General features: G+C 61.9%; 19 protein-coding genes. 6 read left to right on the top strand and 13 right to left on the bottom strand.

The window, feature by feature from the left end; translation table 11 throughout:
- Window positions 1–239 precede the first annotated feature (239 nt).
- Window positions 240–815: a protogloblin ApPgb gene (locus IPM12_00190; GenBank protein MBK9146217.1), complete on the top strand. Its 576-nt coding sequence runs from the start codon at window positions 240–242 to the stop codon at window positions 813–815.
- Window positions 816–883: 68 nt separating this feature from the next.
- Window positions 884–1465, top strand: a complete 582-nt coding sequence (locus IPM12_00185) for a MarR family transcriptional regulator (GenBank protein MBK9146216.1) — start codon at window positions 884–886, stop codon at window positions 1463–1465.
- 95 nt (window positions 1466–1560) lie between these two features.
- Here the strand turns inward: IPM12_00185 and IPM12_00180 are convergent, their stop codons facing one another.
- Window positions 1561–3051 (bottom strand): MFS transporter, encoded by a 1491-nt coding sequence (locus tag IPM12_00180; GenBank protein ID MBK9146215.1) that lies wholly within the window; start codon window positions 3049–3051, stop codon window positions 1561–1563.
- A gap of 101 nt (window positions 3052–3152) precedes the next feature.
- On the opposite strand from IPM12_00180, the gene IPM12_00175 reads away from it, so the two are divergent.
- Window positions 3153–4868, top strand: coding sequence for a T9SS type A sorting domain-containing protein (locus tag IPM12_00175; GenBank protein MBK9146214.1), 1716 nt, complete (start codon window positions 3153–3155; stop codon window positions 4866–4868).
- Window positions 4869–4880: 12 nt separating this feature from the next.
- Here IPM12_00175 and IPM12_00170 read toward each other — a convergent pair whose 3' ends face one another.
- The 8 genes from IPM12_00170 to IPM12_00135 form a co-directional block, all read right to left on the bottom strand.
- Window positions 4881–5057: a hypothetical protein gene (locus IPM12_00170; protein MBK9146213.1), complete on the bottom strand. Its 177-nt coding sequence runs from the start codon at window positions 5055–5057 to the stop codon at window positions 4881–4883.
- 106 nt (window positions 5058–5163) lie between these two features.
- Window positions 5164–5820 (bottom strand): aquaporin, encoded by a 657-nt coding sequence (locus tag IPM12_00165; protein ID MBK9146212.1) that lies wholly within the window; start codon window positions 5818–5820, stop codon window positions 5164–5166.
- A gap of 7 nt (window positions 5821–5827) precedes the next feature.
- Window positions 5828–6397 (bottom strand): protein-tyrosine-phosphatase, encoded by a 570-nt coding sequence (locus tag IPM12_00160; GenBank protein MBK9146211.1) that lies wholly within the window; start codon window positions 6395–6397, stop codon window positions 5828–5830.
- A 126-nt stretch (window positions 6398–6523) separates the two neighbouring features.
- Complete coding sequence (locus IPM12_00155) at window positions 6524–7438, bottom strand: arsenite methyltransferase (GenBank protein MBK9146210.1); 915 nt, start codon at window positions 7436–7438, stop codon at window positions 6524–6526.
- A gap of 74 nt (window positions 7439–7512) precedes the next feature.
- Entirely contained in the window at window positions 7513–7836 is a 324-nt protein-coding gene (locus IPM12_00150; GenBank protein ID MBK9146209.1) for a winged helix-turn-helix transcriptional regulator, read from the bottom strand.
- A gap of 81 nt (window positions 7837–7917) precedes the next feature.
- Window positions 7918–8997 (bottom strand): LptF/LptG family permease, encoded by a 1080-nt coding sequence (locus IPM12_00145; GenBank protein ID MBK9146208.1) that lies wholly within the window; start codon window positions 8995–8997, stop codon window positions 7918–7920.
- A gap of 64 nt (window positions 8998–9061) precedes the next feature.
- A complete protein-coding gene (gene tgt, locus IPM12_00140; GenBank protein ID MBK9146207.1) occupies window positions 9062–10198 on the bottom strand; it encodes a tRNA guanosine(34) transglycosylase Tgt in 1137 nt (378 codons plus the stop codon).
- Between the two features lie 19 nt (window positions 10199–10217).
- On the bottom strand, window positions 10218–10418 hold the full coding sequence (locus tag IPM12_00135) for a hypothetical protein (protein ID MBK9146206.1): 201 nt from the start codon (window positions 10416–10418) through the stop codon (window positions 10218–10220).
- Between the two features lie 265 nt (window positions 10419–10683).
- Between IPM12_00135 and IPM12_00130 the strand changes: the two genes are divergently transcribed.
- From IPM12_00130 to rsmG, 3 genes are read left to right on the top strand one after another with little or no spacing between them, the layout of a single operon-like run.
- Window positions 10684–11784, top strand: a complete 1101-nt coding sequence (locus IPM12_00130) for a glycosyltransferase (protein MBK9146205.1) — start codon at window positions 10684–10686, stop codon at window positions 11782–11784.
- On the top strand, window positions 11775–12383 hold the full coding sequence (locus IPM12_00125; GenBank protein MBK9146204.1) for a sigma-70 family RNA polymerase sigma factor: 609 nt from the start codon (window positions 11775–11777) through the stop codon (window positions 12381–12383). The genes IPM12_00130 and IPM12_00125 overlap by 10 nt, the downstream gene beginning before the upstream one ends.
- A gap of 16 nt (window positions 12384–12399) precedes the next feature.
- Window positions 12400–13014, top strand: coding sequence for a 16S rRNA (guanine(527)-N(7))-methyltransferase RsmG (gene rsmG, locus IPM12_00120; GenBank protein MBK9146203.1), 615 nt, complete (start codon window positions 12400–12402; stop codon window positions 13012–13014).
- Between the two features lie 6 nt (window positions 13015–13020).
- Here the strand turns inward: rsmG and IPM12_00115 are convergent, their stop codons facing one another.
- The 4 genes from IPM12_00115 to IPM12_00100 form a co-directional block, all read right to left on the bottom strand.
- Window positions 13021–14388: a hypothetical protein gene (locus IPM12_00115; GenBank protein ID MBK9146202.1), complete on the bottom strand. Its 1368-nt coding sequence runs from the start codon at window positions 14386–14388 to the stop codon at window positions 13021–13023.
- Between the two features lie 32 nt (window positions 14389–14420).
- Window positions 14421–15788, bottom strand: a complete 1368-nt coding sequence (locus IPM12_00110) for a hypothetical protein (protein ID MBK9146201.1) — start codon at window positions 15786–15788, stop codon at window positions 14421–14423.
- A 9-nt stretch (window positions 15789–15797) separates the two neighbouring features.
- Window positions 15798–18461: a hypothetical protein gene (locus IPM12_00105; protein ID MBK9146200.1), complete on the bottom strand. Its 2664-nt coding sequence runs from the start codon at window positions 18459–18461 to the stop codon at window positions 15798–15800.
- 67 nt (window positions 18462–18528) lie between these two features.
- Window positions 18529–20343 (bottom strand): ATP-binding cassette domain-containing protein, encoded by a 1815-nt coding sequence (locus IPM12_00100; protein ID MBK9146199.1) that lies wholly within the window; start codon window positions 20341–20343, stop codon window positions 18529–18531.
- Window positions 20344–20420 lie beyond the last annotated feature (77 nt).

Raw genomic sequence — 20420 nt, 5'->3', positions numbered from 1 at the left:
GTGCTTGCAGGAAGGTGAAGAGGTGTTTCATGGCTTCAAGGGAGCGGTCGCGACAAAAGTAAGGAAACCTAACTATATTTGCGACCGAAGGATCGCGATCCCTTCAGTCCGTCACTCCTGAACAATCGACCCCAATGAAAAGAGCAACCATCATCATCACCTTGGGCCTGACCACGATCCCCGTGCTCGCCCAGCGACCGAAGACCACTTCACCGGAACAAACCAAACCCTCAACGACCATGGAAACACCCAATGGATACGCGTATGGAAAGGTGGGCGCATCGCCGTTCACCATGCAGGACCTTGACGCCTTGAAGGCCACCGTGCTTTTCGGGCCCGAGGATGAGAAGTACCTGCACATGGCAGGCGAAGTGCTTAAGGACCAGACCGATGCCGTGCTCGACCTGTGGTATGGCTATGTGGGAAGCCATCCGCACCTGGTACACTACTTCTCGCACAAGGGCCAGCCGGACATGGAGTACCTGACCGCTGTGCGTGCCCGCTTCGGTCAGTGGATCATGGACATCTGCAACCGGCCCTACGATCAGGACTGGCTCAACTACCAGTACGAGATCGCCTTGCGACACCATAGCACCAAGAAGAACGCGACCGATGGTGTGCAGGCGGAGCCCATCATCCACATGCGCTACCTGGTGGGCTTCATCTTTCCGATCACCGCTACCATGAAGGACTTCCTGGCAAAGAAGGGACACAGCACGGAGGATGTGGAGAAGATGCACGCCGCCTGGTTCAAGGCAGTGACCATGACCGCCACGCTCTGGTGCCAACCATACGTGAACGAGGGCGAGTTCTGATCGCGCAGAAGAGGCGAAGGGACCCGGCCGTATGAGCCGGGTCCTTTTTCGCGCAATACCTTTCGGACATGGCCCGCGAAGACAAGAGCGACGATACATTGAATGCGCAACTTGCCCGCCTGTTGGAGCGCATCGGTGAGATCTCACGTGCGCTTCGTTGGCAACAAGCCACCGGTGCGGGGTTGAGCCCACTGCAGATCCGGATCCTTGGATTCATCGTCGAGCATCCAGGAGAATCCATCGGTGTGGCCCGATTGGCAGAGGAACTGCAAGTGACACGACCTACGATCAGTGACAGTGTGGGACTGCTTGTGGAGCGCGGCCTCCTCCTGCGGAAGCCGGATCCACACGATGGACGCAGCCATGCGCTCCGCGTATCAGCGGCCGGTAGGAGATGGATGCCTGATGGTGGTCCCTTCACGGAGGCCCTTGCAACCTTGCCTCTCCGTGAACGTGAGGTCTTGCTGCTGGCCTTGATGCGCCTGCTCGAGTCCTTGCTAAGCAGTGGGGAGGTGCAGGTCCAACGGATGTGTTGGTCGTGTGCGCATTACCGTGGAGACCGCAAAGGCAAGCATCATTGTGCACTACTGGAAAAGGACTTGTCGGTAGCTGAGCTTCGCACGGATTGCCCGGAACATCAAGCAGCCTGACCTGGTCGATGGCATACCTGGTCCCTGATGGCCGAGCATTTTCAGGAGCCTTCGTGGAGGCGGGTGTCTGAGCCCTTGGTGTCGTTCTCGCTGCCTCACCGCCAACCCAACGTCCCCCCGCACAACCACCACGTCCGCCCGAAGCCCCTATCGCGCAACACCTGCGCAGCCTGAGCGCTTCTTCCGCCGCCTTTCGCGCACACGGTGATGATCCGCTCCTTCGGCGACCAGCTGCGCGCGCGCTCCAGCAACTCGGCGTGGGGGATGTTGATGGCCTGCGGCAGATGGCCAGTCGCGAATTCCTCCGCGCTGCGCACATCCACCACGCGCACGTTGGGCTTGCCGAGCAGCGGTTTCAGATCTTCCGGCTCCAGGCATTTGCGCTCGCTGGGCATGCGAAGCCACACCACCACGCCGCTGAGCACCGTGACCGCTCCAATGGCGAGAATCGAAGCCGTGATGCCGAAGCGATCGGCGATGAGGCCGGTGAGCAATGCGCCGATGGCATAGCCCAGGTCGCGCCACAGGCGGAACACGCCAACAGCCTCGCTGCGTTGCTGCGGATGCGTGTGCGCGGCGATCACGGCGAGGAAAGTCGGGTATACCAGCGCGGTGCCCAGTCCGAGCGCGGCGCTCAATGCGATGTACGTGCCCTGTGCATGCACATAGGGAAGCAGCAGGATCGCGAGCCCTTGCAGCACCATGCCGATGATGAGCAACGTGCGCCGGTTCACATGGTCGGCGAGCTTGCCGGTGAAGAGCTGTCCGAGTCCCCACACGGCGGGGTACACCGCAGCGATGGCACCGATCTGCCCCTGTCCGAAGCCTTCGCTCAATAGCAATACCGGCAGTAGTCCCCACAGCATGCCGTCGTTCAGATTGTTCACCAGGCCGGCCTGCGTCACGCTGCCCAATGTCCGGTGCGTAAGGCTGGTCTCCGAGAACACGCGCTTCAATCTGGGCACGATGGAATGCGCGCTCTCCGCTGCGACATGATGCACGGTGTCCTTCACCCACAGCAGCGTCATCAACAAGCCAATGACGGCGATCGAGATGCCGACTTGGAAAGGCACAGGACGCGGGCCATACTGCGCCGCGAGGTGGCCGGTGAGGAAGGCCATCGCACCGACCGCCAGGTAGCCGGCGAACTCGTTGAGGCCCATCGCCAGGCCGCGGTCCTTTTCGCCCACCAGGTCCATCTTCATCACGATGGTGCTGCTCCACGCGAAGCCTTGGTGGATGCCCAGCAGGATGTTCGCCGCCACGATCCAGGCCCACGCATCAGCATGGATCAGCATGAAGGGCACGGGTAAGGCAAGCAGCCAGCCGGTCACAAGCAAGGCCTTCCGCCCGTAACGTCCGGCAAGCCTTCCGGTGAAGTAATTCGCCAGTGCCTTGCTGATGCCGAAGGCCATGATGAAGCTCAACGCCGCAGCGTGCGAGGCGATGCCGAACTCCAATTCCGCCAGCACGGGCAGCACCGTTCGTTCGATGCCTACCATGCCGCCCACGAAAGCATTGACGATCACGAGCAGGGTGAACTGTTTCCAGTTGGCGCGGAGGCCGAGAGTGGCAATAGAGCTCATTCGTGTTGGGAACTGAAGAGGCGCAAACGAAGTTCACATTCCTTGAACAGAGAGGGCGCGAGGGTTCGTTTTCTTTGAGCCTCAAGAACCACCCCGTCCAGATGAAAGGATCGAACACGTTCGCCCTGCTTTGCGCAGGATCGTTCAACCTGTTGGGTGCTGCTGAAGCCAACGCGCAAGTGCTGGAATGGGCCGGTCGCGTGGGCGGCACGGGAGTGGACCAAGGCTTGGCCATGGCCGTGGATCCCCTGGACAGGCTCGTCAGCACCGGCTCGTTCCAGAACACGGTGGACTTCAACCCCGATGTCAACTTCACCGACCCGCTCACGGCCAACGGCTCCTTCGACCTGTTCGTGACGTGGACCAACACCGATGGAAGTCATGTACGTGCACTGAGCATGGGCGGCACCGGCGAGGTATGGCCTGCTGCGGTGGCCACCGATGCGCAGGGCAATTGTTTCCTCACCGGCTACTTCATCGGCAGTTTCGATGCCGACCCCGGGCCCGGCGTGGCCAATGTGGTGGCCAACGGCAGCGGTCAGGACATCTTCGTGGTGGCCTTGGATAGCACGGGGGCCTACCTCTGGTCCGCCAGCCTCGGCAGCACGCTCAATGACCGCGGGACTGCAGTGGCGGTGGATGATGCGGGCGGAGTGCTCGTGGGCGGCTGGTTCAACAATACGGTGGACTTCGATCCCGGTTCGGGCACGGCCTCCCTCTCCTCGGCCGGCGGTGCAGACGCCTTCGTGCTGAAGCTGAGCGGCACGGGCGCCTACCAATGGGCGCATCGGTTCGGCAGCACCTCGGGCGATGAGGTTCATGCGTTGGATGCGGGCCCGGATGGAGAGGTGTATGTGGTGGGGTCCTACCGCGGCACGGTGGACTTCGATCCCGGCGCCGGTACGGACGTGATCGCGGCGGTGGGCAACGAGGACGCCTTCATGCTGAAGCTCGATGAAACCGGCCAGTTCCGCTGGGCGGGCAGCGTAGGCGGCACCAATGTGGACCGCGCCCGGTCGGTTGCCGTGCATGCCAATGACGCGGTGTACGTGGCGGGCACCTTCAGCGGCGCCTCGGCCGACCTCGATCCCGGACCGGGCACGCAGAGCTTTTCGCCGGTGAGCACGCCCGATGCCTTCCTCCTGCGCCTGGATACCGCCGGTGTGCTCGATTGGGCGGCGCAGATCGGTGGTCCGGCAGACGAGGATGTGCGCACCTGCCGCGTGAACGCCTCCGGGCTGCCGGTGCTGTGCGGCACGTTCACGGTGGGCGTGGACCTCGATCCCGGCCCAGGAACGTTCAATCTGACATCCGCTGGGAGCACGGACATCTTCCTGGCCCAGTACACCGACGCCGGGCAGCTCGCTTGGGGCCTGCAGCAGGGCGGTACCAACTTCGAGCTCTGTGCCGCGGACCTTGATGCTGCTGGCAACGTGTACACCGCGGGCATGTTCGTCGGTTCCATGGACCTGGACCCCGGACCAACGGACCTCACCGTGTCCGCCTTCGGGGCCAACGATGTGTTCATTCAGAAGTTCGGCGACATCACCACCGGCCTGCAGGCCGCAGGGCCCGGAATGCCCCTCCAGCTCTTCCCCCATCCTGCTTCGGACCAGATGACGGTGAGCTCGCCATGGCTGGAACCGGGTGCGGAGCTGGTGGTTCATTCAGCGCTGGGGGCGGTGGTCCATCGGCAACCGGTGTTGTCATCAGGCATGCAGGTGATCTCTTTGTCGGCGCTGCAGGATGGTGCGTACATCGTGTGCATCATCGGGCCCAAGGGAAGTGCGACAGCAAGGGTGTTGAAGTTCCGGTGACCGTCGTCGGCCTCAGGGCCGCGCGAGCCGGCTCACCCAGGTGACCTGCGGATTGTACTGGTGCAACCATCCGTATGGCATCCTCCAGTCGATGTACAGCAACCCGGCCTCGATGCCATGTTCGCCGTTCCTTATAGCATCGATGAGATCGATGTTGTAGCTCCAGCGTTCGGACAGGTCGCCAGTCACGTCGATCGTGAGGCACAGTCCGGAGATTGCGCGTCCTGTGCGATGGCGACGAGCCGTAGAAGAAGGAACGCAGTGAGCGTTCGGATGCGCATGGTCATCATGTCGGTCAGGCATTGCTCGATCGCAGCAGTCCCCAGGTACCGACCGCCGCCAGCGCCCCCAACAGGGGAGCGACGATATAGATCCATAGGGAGCTCAATTCACCGCTGATCAGCGCCGGCGCGATGCTCCGCGCCGGGTTCATGCTCGCGCCGCAGATCGGTCCGGCGAACATGGCCTCCAGACCGACGACGGCGCCGATCGCGATGCCTGCCATGAGGCCCACCTCCTTGGAGCCGTGCGCCACCTGAAGGATCACCAACATGAGGAAGTAGGTGAGCAACAGCTCCAGCACGAAGGACTGTGTTGCGCTGCCGCTTGGTAGCGTCGCACCAAGGCTGGCGTCGTTCGGGAACAGCGACCGCAAGGTGATCGAGGCCAGCAGCGCTCCGCACAGTTGCGCGGCGATGTAGGGCGGGGCCTTCGCCGGTGGAAAGCGCTTCGCCACCACGAATCCGATCGTCACCGCCGGATTGAGGTGCGCGCCGGAGACATCGCCGAAGGCGTAGATCATGGCCAGCACGATGAGGCCGAAGGTGGCCGCCACGCCGAAATGCCCCAGCGCACCGGTCTGCTCGTTCACGATAATGGCGCCCGTGCCGGCGAACACCAGCGCGTAGGTGCCCAGCAGTTCGGCCAGAAGCGGGCGCGTGTGGGACGCCATGGAGCGGTTATCGCGCGGCCAGTTGCATCACGTACCACAGCTCTGCAGCGATCTGCAGGCAGCGCTCATCGTAACGAGTGGTTTCCTCGGGCGTGCCGTCGGCCTCCTTCGGGTCGTTGTAGGGCAGGCTGATGCGGTCCAAGGCGCCGAAGACGATGGGGCAGTTCTTGTCGGCCTCAGAGCAGGTCATCACGGCGCAGAAATCCTTCTGGGGGTTGGCGGCATCGTCGTACTTCTTGCTCCAGCAGCGTTCGACGGCATGGTCCTTCGCGAACGACACTTCGTACACCGGGTTCTTCCCTTCGGGCTTCACCACGTGGAACCCCGCGCGTTCCACGGCAGCAACAGCACGCGGGTTGAAGGCCGTGGCCTCGGTGCCTCCGCTGTAGGTGCGCACATGGTCTTGACTGAAGCTCCAAGCTGCGGTGGCCGCCCACAGCTGGCTCAGGTGGCTGCGCCGGCTGTTGTGCGTGCAGATGAAGGTGAGGTCGGCGGTGGCACCGGCGGCCTTGCGCTCCTTCACGAAGGCGACGATGAGGTCCAGGCTTTCCTTGCGTTCCGTGGGGATGGCGGCCATAGCAGGGATCACGCGCTCATTCACGTAGCGCTGCAGTTCGGGATGAAGGGTGCGGTCCATGTCGGATGCGGGTTGTGCCGTGATGGCCAGCAAGAAGGCAGGAATGAGGGCGAGCATGGCGATGGCTCAGCAGCAGTTGCTTCCGCTTCCGCAGCAGGCGGCTTTCAGTTCTTCTTTGTTGTCCTTGGCTTGACCCGGAGTCGCACCGATGGCACCGGGCTTCGTCGCGGACACCGTGATGCTGAAGATGCCTGTTCCGCTTGCCTTGAATGCCGAGAGCTCTTCAGCGCTGAGGTAGTTCGCAAGGATGTCGTCCGGCACGATGATCTGTTTGCGCTTCTGCCCCGTCACCTGCTCGAAGCCGAGCCCGTGGATGATGCCGAGGTAGTCGCTTTCCTGCAGGGCCCCGCTCACGCATCCCGCATACATCTCGGCGGCTTTGGCCAAGTTGCCTGGCAACTCGCCCTTCAGCACCACATCGCTGATGCTGAAGTGGCCGCCGGGTTTGAGCACGCGCAGCACCTCGCTGAAGGCCTTCTTCTTATCGGGCACCAGGTTGAGCACGCAATTGCTCACTACCACGTCCACGATGTTGCTCGTGAGCGGCAGCGCTTCGATATCGCCTTGGCGGAACTCCACGTTCTGGTAGCCCAGCTTGGCTGCGTTGGCCTTCGCCTTGGCGATCATCTCGGGTGTGAAATCCACGCCGATCACGCGGCCATCCTCGCCGGTCTCGTGGCGCGCCACGAAGCAGTCGTTGCCAGCGCCGCTGCCCAGGTCGAGCACGGTGTCGCCTTTCTTGATCCCTGCGGATTCGGTGGGCAGGCCGCAGCCCAGGGAGAGGTCGGCGTCGGCGTTGTAGCCGGGCAGATGTGAGTAATCGTCAGAGAAAATGGCGTTGGGGCCGGACATGTCCGGCCCGTACCATGTGCTGCACCCCCCGGCGCCGCAGCAGCTGCTGGCGTTGGTGTCCTTGTCCTGGTTGGCGATCTCCGCGTACTTGGCGCGGACGAGGTCCTTGATCTCGTTGGGGCCGGAAATTCCCGGCCCATGCGTTGTGTTGTTCATCTTGGTTGGGTTTAGTTGAGTTGAGGGCGGGATATATCCTGCCCGTACTAGCAGCAGTTGTCGCTCACGCTCGTGAGCAGTTTGTTCAATCCCTTCTTCAGCGTATTCCAGCCTTTCGGGTCGATGCAGTAGCTCACGCTCGTGCCTTCGATGGTGCCTTGGATGAGCCCGGCGTTCTTCAGCTCCCACAGGTGCTGGCTGATGGTGGCCTGCGCCAGGCCCAGCTCCTCCACGAGCGATCCGTTCACGCAGCTGCCCCGTTTCACGAGGTATTGCAGGATGGCGATGCGCGCTGGATGCCCGAGCACCTTGGCCAGGGCGGCCAAGCGGTTCTGCTCGTCGGTGAAGAGGTCGGCCTTGATGAGTCCCATGGTTCGTAATGAGATCGCAATATTACGATGATTGGATATCATCGCAATATGCCGATGGAAAGGATGTGATGGGCCGTTGGCCTACTTCGGGGCCGTGCGGTAGATCCAGACCCCGATCAGCGCGTAGCCCAGGTTCGGCAGCCACACGGCCAGGAAGGGGTCCATGCCGGCGTTGGTGGCAGCCACGGTGGTGAACTGCACCACGAAGAAGTAAACGAGCACGAGCATCACGCCTAACGCGAGGTGCAGGCCGGTGCCGCCGCGCACCTTGCGGCTGGCGATGCCCACGCCGATGAGGGTGAAGATGTAGGTGGCCAGGGGGTAGGCGGTGCGCTGGTGCTTTTCGATCAGGTAAGGGCCCACGCGGCCATCGCCCTGGCGGAGCCGGTCGGTGATGTAGGTGTTGAGCGCGCCGGTGGGCATGGCCATGGCCGTCTCCACGCGCTGGCCGAGGTCGGCGGGGCGCAAGGGCAGCACGGTGTCGAGCTCGAATCCGCGCGTGAGGGCATCGCCCTGTGCGCCCATCACGCGGCGCGTGTAGTTGATCGCGCGCCAATGGCCGCTCAGGCTGTCGTACACGGCGCGCTCCGCGTCGAGCTTGCTGTGCAGGGCGCCATTCTCCCAGCGCTCCAGCCCGAAGTGGTGCATGGTATGCTCCTCGATGGAGAAGCGCTCGCCATAGACGATGAGGCCGGGCGCGATCTCGCGGTGCAGGTGCCGGTCCTTCACCATGAAGGCCACCACGCGCACGTAGTCCTCTTCGAAGGCCAGGCGCTTCTCATTGGCCTTGGGGAGCAGTTCGTGGTTCACGTAGAGGCTGATCGCCGCGATGAGCGTGGCGCCGATGGCGTACGGGCGCATCAGCCGCGGGAAGCTCACGCCGCTGCTGAGCATGGCGATGATCTCGCTGCGATGCGCGAGCCGGCTGGTGAAGAGCAGCACGGCGAGGAAGGTGAAGAGGCCGCTGAAGCGGTTGGCATAGAACACCACGAAGTTCACGTAGTAGTCGAAGGCGATGGCGCGGGCGCTGGGCTTGGTGCGCGCGAAATCCTCCGTCTTCTCGCTCAGGTCGAAGACGATGGCCACCAGCATGATGAGCACCAGCATGAAGAAGAAGGTGCCCAGGAACTTGCGGAGTATGTAGCGATCGAGGATGCGCACGAGGCGGTGAGGGAGTGGACGGTGGGCAGTTGACGGTGGCAGCGGTGCGCTTGGTCAGCGCGATTCAGTTCCGGGTCTTCAAGCGGGGCAGGAGCTCATTCTTCCACGCGGTGAAGCTACCGTCGATGATACGCTCGCGGGCTTCGCGCATCAGGCTGATGTAGAAGCCCAGATTGTGCAGGCTGGCGATCTGCTGGCCCAGCATCTCGCCGCTCTGGAACAGGTGGCGCACGAAGGCGCGCGAGTAAGCGGTGTCAACCCAGCAGGTGCCGTCAGGGTCCAGCGGCCTATGGTCATCGGCCCATTGCTTGTTCTTGATGTTCACGATGCCCTCGCGGGTGAAGAGCATGCCGTTGCGGCCGTTGCGCGTGGGCATCACGCAGTCGAATAGATCAATGCCGCGCGCCATGTTCTCAAGCAGGTTCCACGGCGTGCCCACGCCCATGAGGTAGCGCGGCTTGTCGGCAGGCAGAATGGAGCAGCAGAGCTCGGCCATGGCGTACATCTCTTCTTCCGGCTCCCCAACGCTGAGGCCGCCGATGGCATTGCCCGCGGCATCCTTGCTGGCTATGTATTCGCTGCTCTGCCTGCGCAGTTCGGCGATGGTGCTGCCTTGCACGATGGGGAAGAGGGCCTGCTCGTGGCCGTATTTCGGGTCGGTCTCCTTCAATCGCGCCATGCAGCGATCGAGCCAGCGATGCGTCATGTGCATGCTCTTCTCGGCGTATGCGGGCTCACAGGGCCAGGGCGTGCATTCATCGAAGGCCATGACGATGTCGGCCCCGATGCTGCGCTGGATATCCATCACCTTTTCCGGCGTGAACAGGTGCGTGCTGCCATCTATGTGGCTCTGGAACTTCACGCCTTCCTCGGTAATCTTGCGGATGTCGCTGAGGCTATGCACCTGGAAGCCGCCGCTATCGGTGAGGATGGGGCGGTCCCAGCCATTGAATTGGTGCAGGCCTCCCGCATGCTCCAGCACCTCGGTACCCGGCCTCAGATAGAGGTGGTAGGTGTTGCTGAGCATGATGGGCGCATCGAGGTCGTTCTTCAACTCGCGCGGATGCACGGCCTTCACCGCGCCCAGTGTCCCCACAGGCATGAAGACCGGCGTGGGGATGGGGCCGTGGGGAGTATGAAGCACGCCGGCCCGAGCCGAGGAATGCGGGTCGTTGTTGAGTAGGTCGAACTGGAAGGGCATCCGAGGAATCAGGGACACATCACTTGGCTCCACGGTTCGGCCGCTTCTTGGATGCGCGCTTCGCGGTCGATTTGCGCAAGACATCCGACTTGGGCCCTGATACGCCCTTATTCGGCACGTTCTCGTCCAGCAATTCGATCCGCTTCACGAAGCGCAGGCTTCGCAAAAGCTCGAGCATGAACGCGGCTTTCTCGTCAGGTACGGTCACCAGGGTGAACATGGCTGCGAAAGTAGGCCTCGCGTCATGGTCGATCGGAGAATTCACGGGCCTTACATGCTCTCCTCTTCTAATAGGCTGTATAGGTCAGCAGGGGAAGAACAGGCTCGCATTACAAAGCGCGCCCGTGATGCCTTTGGACCTGTTGGCTCAATAGCCCTTGCCCGGCACATGGTGTTCATAAATGGTCGATTCGTGCGGCACCCCGCCGCCCCCTGCCGGTAGTTTCGCCAGCGCTCGTGCCGCCTTGGTGCGGCTTCGCGATTGCATGTGGCCCATCGATTTCCAAGTGATGCTCGGCGCATTGGCCGTGCTGCTGGCCTTCCACGCCGTGATGTTCGCCCGGCTGGCCTTCGGCAAGCGCACGGCGCAGCCCGACCGTGACCTGCCCATCAGCGTGGTGATCTGCGCCCGCAACGAGGCGCGCACGCTCGAGGAGCTGATCCCCCTGCTCATGCAGCAGGACCACCGCGCCTTCGAGGTGGTGGTGGTGAACGACCGCAGCGATGATGATACCTGGGAGATCCTGCAATGGATGAAGCCCCGGTACCCGCTCTTGAAGCCCGTGAACATCCAGGCCGATGAGCGCTTCAACTACGGGAAGAAGATCGCGCTCGGGGTCGGTGTCCGTTCCGCATCGCACCCGCACGTGCTGCTCACCGACGCCGATTGCATTCCCGCGAGCACCGATTGGATCGCGCTGATGGCCTCCGGCTTCCGCGATGGCAGGAAGATCGTGATCGGCCACAGCCCGTACGCGAAGTCGCCCGGCTTGGGCAGTGTGCTGGAGCGTTACGATGGCGCCATCAAGGCCATGCAATTCCTCGGCTTCGCCCAGGCCGGCATCCCGTACATGGGCGTTGGCCGCAACCTGGGCTACGCCAGCGATGTCTTCTTCGGCTCCAGCGGCCCGCAGAAGCACAACCACCTGATGAGCGGCGACGATGACCTACTCATCAACGCTACGGCGCGCAAAGGGAACACCGCCGTGGTGGCCGATCCGCACAGCTTCATGACCACGCGCCCCACGCCCGATCTGCCCACCTGGATCCGGCGCAAGCGCCGCCACTACACCACGGCAGTGCATTACCGCTTCGGCCATCAGGTGCTGCTGATGCTGCTGCCCTTGGCGCGGCTGGTATTCTGGAGCGCGCTGATCATGCTGCTCCTGCGCCAGCGTTGGGTCGAATCGGCCATCGGCCTCGGCACTCAGCTCCTGCTGCTGCAGCCCGTGGCCATTGCCGCGCTGCGCCGCTTGCAGGCCGGTGCCATCGCCTGGCTCGCCCTGCCTTTGGAATGGCTGTTCCTACTTTTGGATCCGCTGCTTTATGCCAGCACGATCCTCGTAAAGCCCAAACGATGGAAGTGAACGAGAACCTCAGTGAGAAGGCCCGGTACGATTACATCCTCGTGCGCAAGGCCGTGGACAAGGGCGACCAGAAGGCCTATGCCGAGCTGATGAGCCGCTACCGCGACAGCATCTACTTCATGCTGTTGAAGATGATCAACAACAAGGACGATGCGGAGGATCTCACCATCGAGGCCTTCGGCAAGGCCTTCAACCGACTGAAGCAGTACACGCCCAATTACGCCTTCAGCACCTGGCTCTTCAAGATCGCGTCGAACAACTGCATCGACTGGATCCGGAAACAGAAGAAGAAGACCTTCTCCATCGATGCGCCCATCGGCACCGACGACGGCGACGAGATGACCATCGAGCTCAAGGGCCACGGCCCCGATCCCGCCGATGTGGCCATCCGCAACCAGAAGAATGAAGTGATGCGCGAGGTGGTGGACAAGCTGAAGCCGCGCTACAAGCAGCTGGTGGAGCTGCGCTACTACCAGGAGTACAGCTACGAGGAGATCGCCCAGGAGCTCGACCTGCCGCTCGGCACCGTGAAGGCCCAGCTCTTCCGCGCCCGCGAGTTCCTCGAAGGGCTCCTCAACGCGCGCAAGGACACGATCTGATCCGGGCCGCCGACTCATGGATGGTGCCGAGTTGATCGCGAGGTATTTCCCCGAACTCACCGCGCACCAGCGGGAGCAGTTCGCTCGTCTGGGCCCGCTCTATGCTGAGTGGAACGCCCGCGTCAACCTGATCTCACGCAAGGACTTCGAGCACCTCTACGAGCGGCACATCCTGCATTCACTCGGCATCGCCAAGGTGGTGCAGTTCAAGAAGGGCATGCGCATCGTTGACGTGGGCACGGGCGGCGGCTTCCCCTTGGTCCCGCTGGCCATCTTGTTCCCCCATTGCACCTTCCACGGCATCGATGGCATCGGCAAGAAGATCATGGCCGTGAAGGGTGTGATCGAAGGCCTCGGCCTCACCAACTGCACCGCCGAGCAGGTGCGCAGCGAGGACCACAAGAAGACCTACGATGTGATCGTGAGCCGCGCCGTCACCACCCTGCCCGAATTCCTGCGCATGACGCGGCACCTGGTCCCGAAAGGGGAGGGGAAGCTTTTCTACCTCAAAGGCGGCGAGCTGGCCGATGAGCTCCTTCCGATCAAGCAGCGCTACCGCGTGCACGACCTCTCCGAGCACTTCGAGGAGGAGTTCTTCGCCACCAAGAAGGTGGTGGAGGTGGAATTGTAGCTCCGGTCAATCTTTGACAAAGCGCGTCGCGCGCTTCAGCCCGTATTGCTCCTCAATTTCCTGTAGGAACAAGCCGGGCTCGAGGTCCGTGACGTCAATCTCAAGCTGATCCTCGATCACCCGTAGGGATGCATCTCGGACAAGGCGACCGACTCCATCCCAGATTCGAGCTCGCACGCTGCCCCTGACTGGCGTGGCGCAACGAAGCAAGGAACCGGCTGGATTCGGCCAGATTACCAAAGGAAGTGAGGTGAAGCCCGCATCGCCTACTCCCGCCCATAGCCCGCAGTTGTCCTCGTATTCGGGCGCCACGAACTTGGCCACGTAGTCCATGTCCTGCCCATCGATGGGCCCTGGACTGTTGATGTAGAGCGTGTCCTGGAAGAAGCCGAAGCAAAAGACGGTACTACTTGGCTCGCCACCCACCGAGCACCACTGGCTGCCGTCCCAGCGCACTACCCCGCGCGCGTACACGCCACTAGCGTAACGGAAGCCGCCGCTCACCCAAAGCTCGCCATGATGCACCATCATGTCCTCTACGCCACCGGTTTGCCCGAAGCTGCCGAGTTGGGTCTGCAGCCCGGTACCCAACGGATGCCATTGCTGCCCATCCCAGCGCATGATGTTCTGCCCCGCATCGCCCTGTGACATGAAGATGCCGCCGGCCACGTAAAGGTCGCCCTGGTACACGGCCAACCGCTTGCCGTAACTGTTCCAGCCCACCAGCCCCCCGCCAAGCGGAACCCAGTCATCACCCTGTAGCACGAACACATCATCACCAACTTCCGTGTTGATGTTGCCAGTGATAACCAGTTGGCCGTTGTACTCAATGATGTCGAAGATCCAATTTCCCCCGCCAGGCACGTCCGGTGGCGGTAGATTACCAAGTGGCACCCATTGGCCGCCCATTCGCTTCGAGATCCCCGTGGCTGGCAAGCCATGCAATGTGGGGCCGCTGCCCAGGCGGTACAGCTCGTCGTTGATCCTTTTGAGTTTCGTCGCACCAGCATTCTCCGGTTCACCTAACGAGAGCCAAGCACCTTCCACGCGGCCGAGTATTCTTCCAAGGGCCAGACTGTCGATTCCTGTGAAGCCGCCGCACACAAATAGCGTGTCGGCCCATTGGACAGCGGAGCTTACGTCACCGTTGAAAATCCCCAGCGTATCCCACAGTTCGTTGACGTTGCACACAAGGCCATTTCGCCATGGACTCGGCGCGTTCTCGGGGACCTTCGTTCGGCCGCACACACAGAAAATCCCTTCCGTTTCGTCCGAGTAGAACTGCCAGAGCTGCCCATCCACCACTAGCGGCAGGTTCGCTGGTGCCCAGTATTGGGCGAGCGAAGCAAAATGGAGGCACGGCACGAGTGCCATGCACGCAAGTCGTGCGCGTGACATGGGCGGCGTTATCGCGTGATGTGCAACCTGGCTGCAAGGCCCAACTGCACAGCGGTGACGAAGTAGACGCCTTCACTGACTACTGGCCGCTGGAAATACGCCTTGGTTCCATCGCTGGTTGTGCGCGCACGGTGCACAAAGCGACCTGTAGCGTCATGCATGCTCACTTCGTGCGTACCAATCGGCAGGCCCTCAATCACTATGGCTCCAGCATCCTGCCAGGCACGGATCGCATCAGTCTCAGCGGTGTGCTCCTCCACCCCTGTCCACAAGCCGCAGTTGTCCTCGTATTCAGGTGCTACGAACCTGGCGATATGTCCCATGGTCTGGCTGTTGACCAGCAGGGTGTCCTGGAAGAAACCCATGCAGAAGATATAGTCGCCCGTATCGCCGCCAACAGAGCACCACTGGCTTCCGTTCCAGCGGGCAACGCACTTGGCGGGGATGCCTCCAGCGTAGCGGAAACCACCGCATACGAATAGCTCATCGTTATGCACGACCATGTCCTCCGCTGTTCCATACGCACCGAAGTTGTTCAGTTGGGTTTGCAGGCCACTGCCCACTGGGTGCCACTGCGTCCCATCCCAACGAACAATGTTCTGTCCCACGTCGCCTCCGGCCATGGACATGCCGCCGCCCACATACAATTCGCCTTGATACACGGCCATGCGTTTACCGAAGCTGTTCCAGCCCACCAGTCCACCACCGAGAGGTACCCAATCATCGCCATCGAGAACAAGAACATCATCGCCAAGCACCGTGTTGATGTTGCCCGTGATCACGAGCTCGCCATTGAACTCGATGATGTCGAAGATCTGCGGGCCGCTGCTTGTACTGCTCAGCGCAGGCAAGTTGCCCACGGGCACCCATCGGCCACCTTGGCGTATGCCAACGCCGGTGTGATCCACTCCTGGAGACTCCTCGAATTTGCCCAGAATGAAGACCGCTACTCCCGTCTTCCTGATGATGCCCGCATGCGACGGCAGATTAAACTGAGGGTCGGGATGCCATTGACCATCATACCAAATGGCCGCACGACCCGGTAGTGGATTCCAATCTACTCCTGTAAAGCCGCCTGAAACGAACAATGTATCTGCCCATTTCGCCACAGGACCGATCGTGTTATTGAAAATTCCGAGTGTGTCCCACTGATTGCCAAGATTGCAAACCAGCCCAACCCGCCAAGGGCTTGGTGCGTTTTCGGGGACTCGGGTTAAGCCACAGACACAGAACGCGTTTTCAGCTTCATCACTGTATAATTGAGTAAGTTGCCCATCCACTACCACCGGCAGGTTCGCTGGTGCCCAATATTGAGCCGGCGACAAAAATTGGAAGCACGGCACGCATGCCATGAACACAAGTAGTGCGCGTACCATGGGCCGCGGTTAGCGCGTGATGTGCAGCTTGGCCGCAAGGCCCAACTGCATCACAGTGACGAAATAGACGCCTTCACTCACAACAGGGCAAGGGAACAGCGCCTTGCTTCCGTCGCTGACAACCCGTGCGCGTTGCACCACCCGCCCCGAGGCATCGTGTATGGCAACCTCGTGCGGCCCAAGGGGCAGGCCTGCGAGCGCGATGCGTCCGCCTTCAAGTCTGGCGAGCAGTCCGGCGGAGAAGGACGTTGGACGCTCGCCCGTGCTCGTGAGCGCCGAAGCGCAGACACGTGTGATAAAGGCATCGGAAGTGCCATTGCCCTCGAAGTTGGGCACGTCGCCATAGGTGTCCGTGAAATGCACACCGGGCACCTGTGTATCGTGCAGCGGGAAGAAGCTGGTGAAGTTGAATCCATCGAAATGCACGGTGTGCTTGCTGGTGAAGCCGGCCACGTAGAGGTCGCTATTGCGGCGGAGCAAGGTGTGCGGTAGTTCGTGCAAGGTGCCGGCCTGCCCGCCGATGTAGCTGCACCAGGCCAGCCAATGGTCGGGCGTGAACGACATCACGAACATGTCCGAGGCTTCCACGATGGCCGTCGGCGGCGGTCCAGGGTCCACAGCGACGACATCCGCTTGGATGAGGTTAGTATAGTACAGATCTTCCAGCGGAGTCAAGGGCAGTGAGAGATCGCGCGTGCGTCCGGCCACATACAGGTTGCCGATACCGTCGAAATACAAGGTGCGCACCTCGTTCATGAAGGCCGCATTGCTTCCTGCGAGGTAAGTGCTCCAGGTCAGGGAGCGGTCGGTGCCGGAGAAGCGGGCAAGGAAGCTGTTCTGGACGCCAGGCAATGCGGTGTTGTCGTACCAACCTGGCCCCTCCACGATGAGCAATCCTTGTGAGAACAAGCTGCCACCGATGATGATGTCCTGTGTGACCGGATCGATGGCCAGGCCTTTACCGAACATGTCCATGATCGTGGGGCTTCCATCCTGGTCCGCTGCGAGGCAAGTGCCCCATTGCTGGTGGCCGCTCAAGTCGAATTCGGCCACGAAGCACTCGCGGATCTCCCCGGCGAATTCCCTGTCCCACGCATTGCTCCCGCCATCCACAGTGATAATATCAGCGCTTTCTGTATCCCCAGCGATCACCATTTTCCCATCGCCCACCACTACTTCTTTGGCCTTGTCATCGCCGCTGCCACCGTAAGGCGTAACCCAAAGGGTGCGATCATCTTCGTTCAACAGAATGATGAAGGCATCGAGGCCATCAACGTAAGGGTAATGCTCACTCCCGCTCGGCGCTGTCTCTTGCTCTGGCGGCAGGGAGCCCAAGGTCTGTCCTGTGAGGAAGAGCCGTTCGCTGGCATCCTTGGCCATGCCGTGTATCTGCACATCGGAGTCACCGATGTAAGTTGTCCACAATCTGAGGCTGGTTGGCAGCACATCTGAATTATCGAAAGAAGCGATGAAACCCTTGAAGGTCGTGTTCGTGCTGCTCCCATTGAAGTACGCCGAACCATTGGCCCACGTGCTCAGTGTATTCGAGTTCGTGCTTCCCGCGATGTACACCATGGGTGTGCTGGTGTTGTCCTTGGCCACCACCGCATTTGCGATTGTGATGTCTCCGCCTTCGCCGCCAAGAAAGGCGCGCCACATCATGCGGTCCTGGTCATCCATCTTCACCAGGAAAGCCAGGTTGCCTCCGGTGTTCGGGTAGGCGAAGGTTCCGGGGGCCGCAGGGAATTCCAACTCCCCGCTGCCCGTTCTCCCCGCCACGAAGTAGTTGCTTTGAGCATCCTGGGTGCTGCTGGTGATCACATCGCTCTGGTCACCGCCGAAGTAGGTGCTCCAGCACAGGCCAGGTGTTTCAATTGGGCCGCCACCGCCACCAGGCGGAGGTCCGATCTGCAGCACCAAGGGCAAATCGGGGTCGAACGTGTCGAAGGTGAAGTTCGAGATGGACAGCAAGCTGTCCAATCCGTAGCTGGCTGTCCAGCCGAGTTGAGAGACATTATTTCCCGCGTCGTACTGATATGCGATGGCCTCATTGAACCTGATCCAATGACCATTGAAGAGCAGCCTAAGCGCTCCATCCCAATCAATGGCGATACCGTCGTGTCCGGCGAACTGAAGCTTGATGTTGTCGGGGCTGCTACCGGGATGGCAAACGAAGGCCATCTTCTGGCCATACGGTCCGGTGTAGAAGTGCAGGTCGATTCCCGGATAGATGTCCTCGTACACCAAGCGGCTATAACCGTTCACGTTCTCCACGCCATCTCCCGTCCATGAGGTGTAGAAGCTCTGGGTGTAGGGCTTCACGATGTAGGCGGTAGGCGCCACATCCTGCACGTTCGGCCCCACGCATTTCATATCAAGCCGGTACAGCGTGTCCGGTACAGCAATGCTGGTGTCGCGTTTCGCGAGCACGTACGAGACCAGGCCCTTCCGCTGGAAGTAGGCGCGCGGCTTCGCCCCTTGGGTGTAGTAGAGCACGTCGGGCACCAGCACCTCGTTCGTGTTCTTCACCTGGCCCCGGTTCTCGATGTAGCCAATCGCGTCTTTCAAGGCTTCACCGAAATAGTCGGGATGGAAATCGGGCTGCGCCTTCGTTGCAATAGCAACGATGAATAGAACCAGAATCAGGCTCTGGCGTTTGGCGTTTGGCGTCATGGTGAAAAGAATTGGGAGGTTGAAGTTAATCGCCCGATACCGGAATGCAAGTCCGAGCACGGACTAATTACGCCTCGTTCGTCTGCAACCGACTCAAGCTGTGATAGAGCCCCTCGCTATCCGCGATCAGCTCCTCGTGCGTGCCGCTCTCGGCCACCACGCCCTTGTCCAGCACCAGGATGCGATCCGCATCGCGGATGGTGCTGAGCCGGTGCGCGATCACGATGCTCGTGCGGCCCTTCATCAATTGCTCCAGCGCTTCCTGCACCAGGCGTTCGCTCTCGCTGTCCAATGCGCTGGTGGCCTCGTCGAGGATGAGGATGGCCGGGTCCTTCAGCACCGCGCGGGCAATGGCGATGCGCTGCCGCTGACCGCCGCTGAGCTGGATGCCGCGCTCGCCCACGATGGTCTTGTAGCCCTCGGGGAACGATGCGATGAAGTCGTGCGCGTTCGCTTTTCGCGCCGCCGCCTCGATCTCGGCATCGCTGGCACCGGGCCTTCCGTAGGCGATGTTCTCGCGGATGCTGCCACCGAAGAGCAGCACTTCTTGCGGCACGATGGCCATGCGGTCGCGCAGCGCCGATAGGTCGTAGTCGCGCGCATCCTGGCCATCGATCAGCACGCGGCCGCTCACCGGATCATAGAAGCGCAGCACCAGCGAGGCCACCGTGCTCTTGCCTGCGCCGCTGGGGCCAACCAGCGCGATGCGCTCTCCGGGCTTGGCCGAGAAGCTCACCTCGCGCAGCACGGGCATGTCGGCGCGACTGGCGTAGTGGAAGGCCACTTGCTCGAAGGCGATGGCGCCTTGGAGCTGAAGCTGCTCCTTGCGCTCTTCCAAGGTGATGGGCTCCGCGACTTCCTCTTGCAGGTCCATCAAGCGCTCGCTGGCACCGATGGCTTTCAGCATGCGGTTCACCAGCTCCGGCAGTCCGCCGATGCTGGCGCCGATGAACATGCTGTAGAGGATGAAGGTGAAGAGCTCGCCCATGCTGATCTCGCCTGCGGGCAGCATGCGCACCCCGCGCCAGATCACCAGCACGATGGCGCCGAACATGCACAGGATGATGAAGCTCACGAAGGCGCCCTGCCAGCGCGCGCCCTTCAGCGCCAGTCCGCGCGCCTCCAGCACCGCCGTGCCGTAGCGCAGCGCTTCCCAGCGCTCGTTGGCGAAGGCTTTCACGTTCTGGATGCCCTGCAGCGTCTCGTCCACGATCACGCCGGTATCCGCGATGCGGTCCTGCACCTGCTTGCTCAATTTGGTCACGAACCTTCCGAAGAAGACCGCGACCAGCGCCACCACCGGGATGATGGCGAGCATGGTGAGCGTGAGGTCGATGCTGACCTGCGTGAGCAGCACGATGCCCGCCACCACCACGAGGACCTGGCGGATGAGCTCGGCGAGGTTGGTGGTGAGCGCATCCTGCAGCATGGCGATGTCGGCGCTGATGCGGCTGTTGAGCTCGCCCACGCGGCGCTGCGCGAAGAAGGTCATGGGCAGGCGCAGCAGGTGCTCGTAGGTGTCGCGCCGCATGCGCGCCAGCATGTTCTCCGTGATCCACGAGAAGAGGAAGATGCGGAAGAAGCCGAAGAAAGCCTGTGCCGCGAAGACCGCCAGCAGCGTGAGCGCAACCTCGTCGATGCGCTTCAGCAGCGCCTCCTGCGCACCGGCATCGCCGCGCGCGGCATCCACCAATTGCCCGAGCAGCAGCGGGAAGAGCAGCGAAAGCCCCGTGGTGACGAAGAGCAGCAGCAGCCCGCCGATGAACGGCCAGCGGTAGGGCCGCAGGTAGCGGAACACGCGCGTGGCCTTGCGCAAGGTGGCGCGGGTGAGCGTGGGGCGCGGGGCGTCAGCGAAGGCTTGTGCGGATCGACGGGAGGCCATGGGGGGCGAAGCTAGAGGGAAGGGGAAGGGTGATAACGGTGAATGCGGTCAGGGTATCAACTGCTGTAACCGAAGCG

The sequence above is a fragment of the Flavobacteriales bacterium genome (assembly GCA_016716605.1).
GTDB lineage: Bacteria > Bacteroidota > Bacteroidia > Flavobacteriales_F > PHOS-HE28 > PHOS-HE28.
Note: the sequence above shows the minus strand (reverse complement) of the source record. Positions and strands in the feature narration are given on the sequence as shown.

What these genes read in the sequence shown, in the direction of transcription:
- IPM12_00190 (MBK9146217.1), top strand. Translation starts at nt 240, where the DNA reads ATGGAAACACCCAATGGATACGCGTATGGAAAGGTGGGCGCATCGCCG.
- IPM12_00185 (MBK9146216.1), top strand. Translation starts at nt 884, where the DNA reads ATGGCCCGCGAAGACAAGAGCGACGATACATTGAATGCGCAACTTGCC.
- IPM12_00180 (MBK9146215.1), bottom strand. Translation starts at nt 3,051, where the DNA reads ATGAGCTCTATTGCCACTCTCGGCCTCCGCGCCAACTGGAAACAGTTC.
- IPM12_00175 (MBK9146214.1), top strand. Translation starts at nt 3,153, where the DNA reads ATGAAAGGATCGAACACGTTCGCCCTGCTTTGCGCAGGATCGTTCAAC.
- IPM12_00165 (MBK9146212.1), bottom strand. Translation starts at nt 5,820, where the DNA reads ATGGCGTCCCACACGCGCCCGCTTCTGGCCGAACTGCTGGGCACCTAC.
- IPM12_00160 (MBK9146211.1), bottom strand. Translation starts at nt 6,397, where the DNA reads ATGGCCGCCATCCCCACGGAACGCAAGGAAAGCCTGGACCTCATCGTC.
- IPM12_00150 (MBK9146209.1), bottom strand. Translation starts at nt 7,836, where the DNA reads ATGGGACTCATCAAGGCCGACCTCTTCACCGACGAGCAGAACCGCTTG.
- tgt (MBK9146207.1), bottom strand. Translation starts at nt 10,198, where the DNA reads ATGCCCTTCCAGTTCGACCTACTCAACAACGACCCGCATTCCTCGGCT.
- IPM12_00135 (MBK9146206.1), bottom strand. Translation starts at nt 10,418, where the DNA reads ATGTTCACCCTGGTGACCGTACCTGACGAGAAAGCCGCGTTCATGCTC.
- IPM12_00130 (MBK9146205.1), top strand. Translation starts at nt 10,684, where the DNA reads ATGTGGCCCATCGATTTCCAAGTGATGCTCGGCGCATTGGCCGTGCTG.
- IPM12_00125 (MBK9146204.1), top strand. Translation starts at nt 11,775, where the DNA reads ATGGAAGTGAACGAGAACCTCAGTGAGAAGGCCCGGTACGATTACATC.
- rsmG (MBK9146203.1), top strand. Translation starts at nt 12,400, where the DNA reads ATGGATGGTGCCGAGTTGATCGCGAGGTATTTCCCCGAACTCACCGCG.
- IPM12_00115 (MBK9146202.1), bottom strand. Translation starts at nt 14,388, where the DNA reads ATGGCACTCGTGCCGTGCCTCCATTTTGCTTCGCTCGCCCAATACTGG.
- IPM12_00110 (MBK9146201.1), bottom strand. Translation starts at nt 15,788, where the DNA reads ATGGTACGCGCACTACTTGTGTTCATGGCATGCGTGCCGTGCTTCCAA.
- IPM12_00105 (MBK9146200.1), bottom strand. Translation starts at nt 18,461, where the DNA reads ATGACGCCAAACGCCAAACGCCAGAGCCTGATTCTGGTTCTATTCATC.
- IPM12_00100 (MBK9146199.1), bottom strand. Translation starts at nt 20,343, where the DNA reads ATGGCCTCCCGTCGATCCGCACAAGCCTTCGCTGACGCCCCGCGCCCC.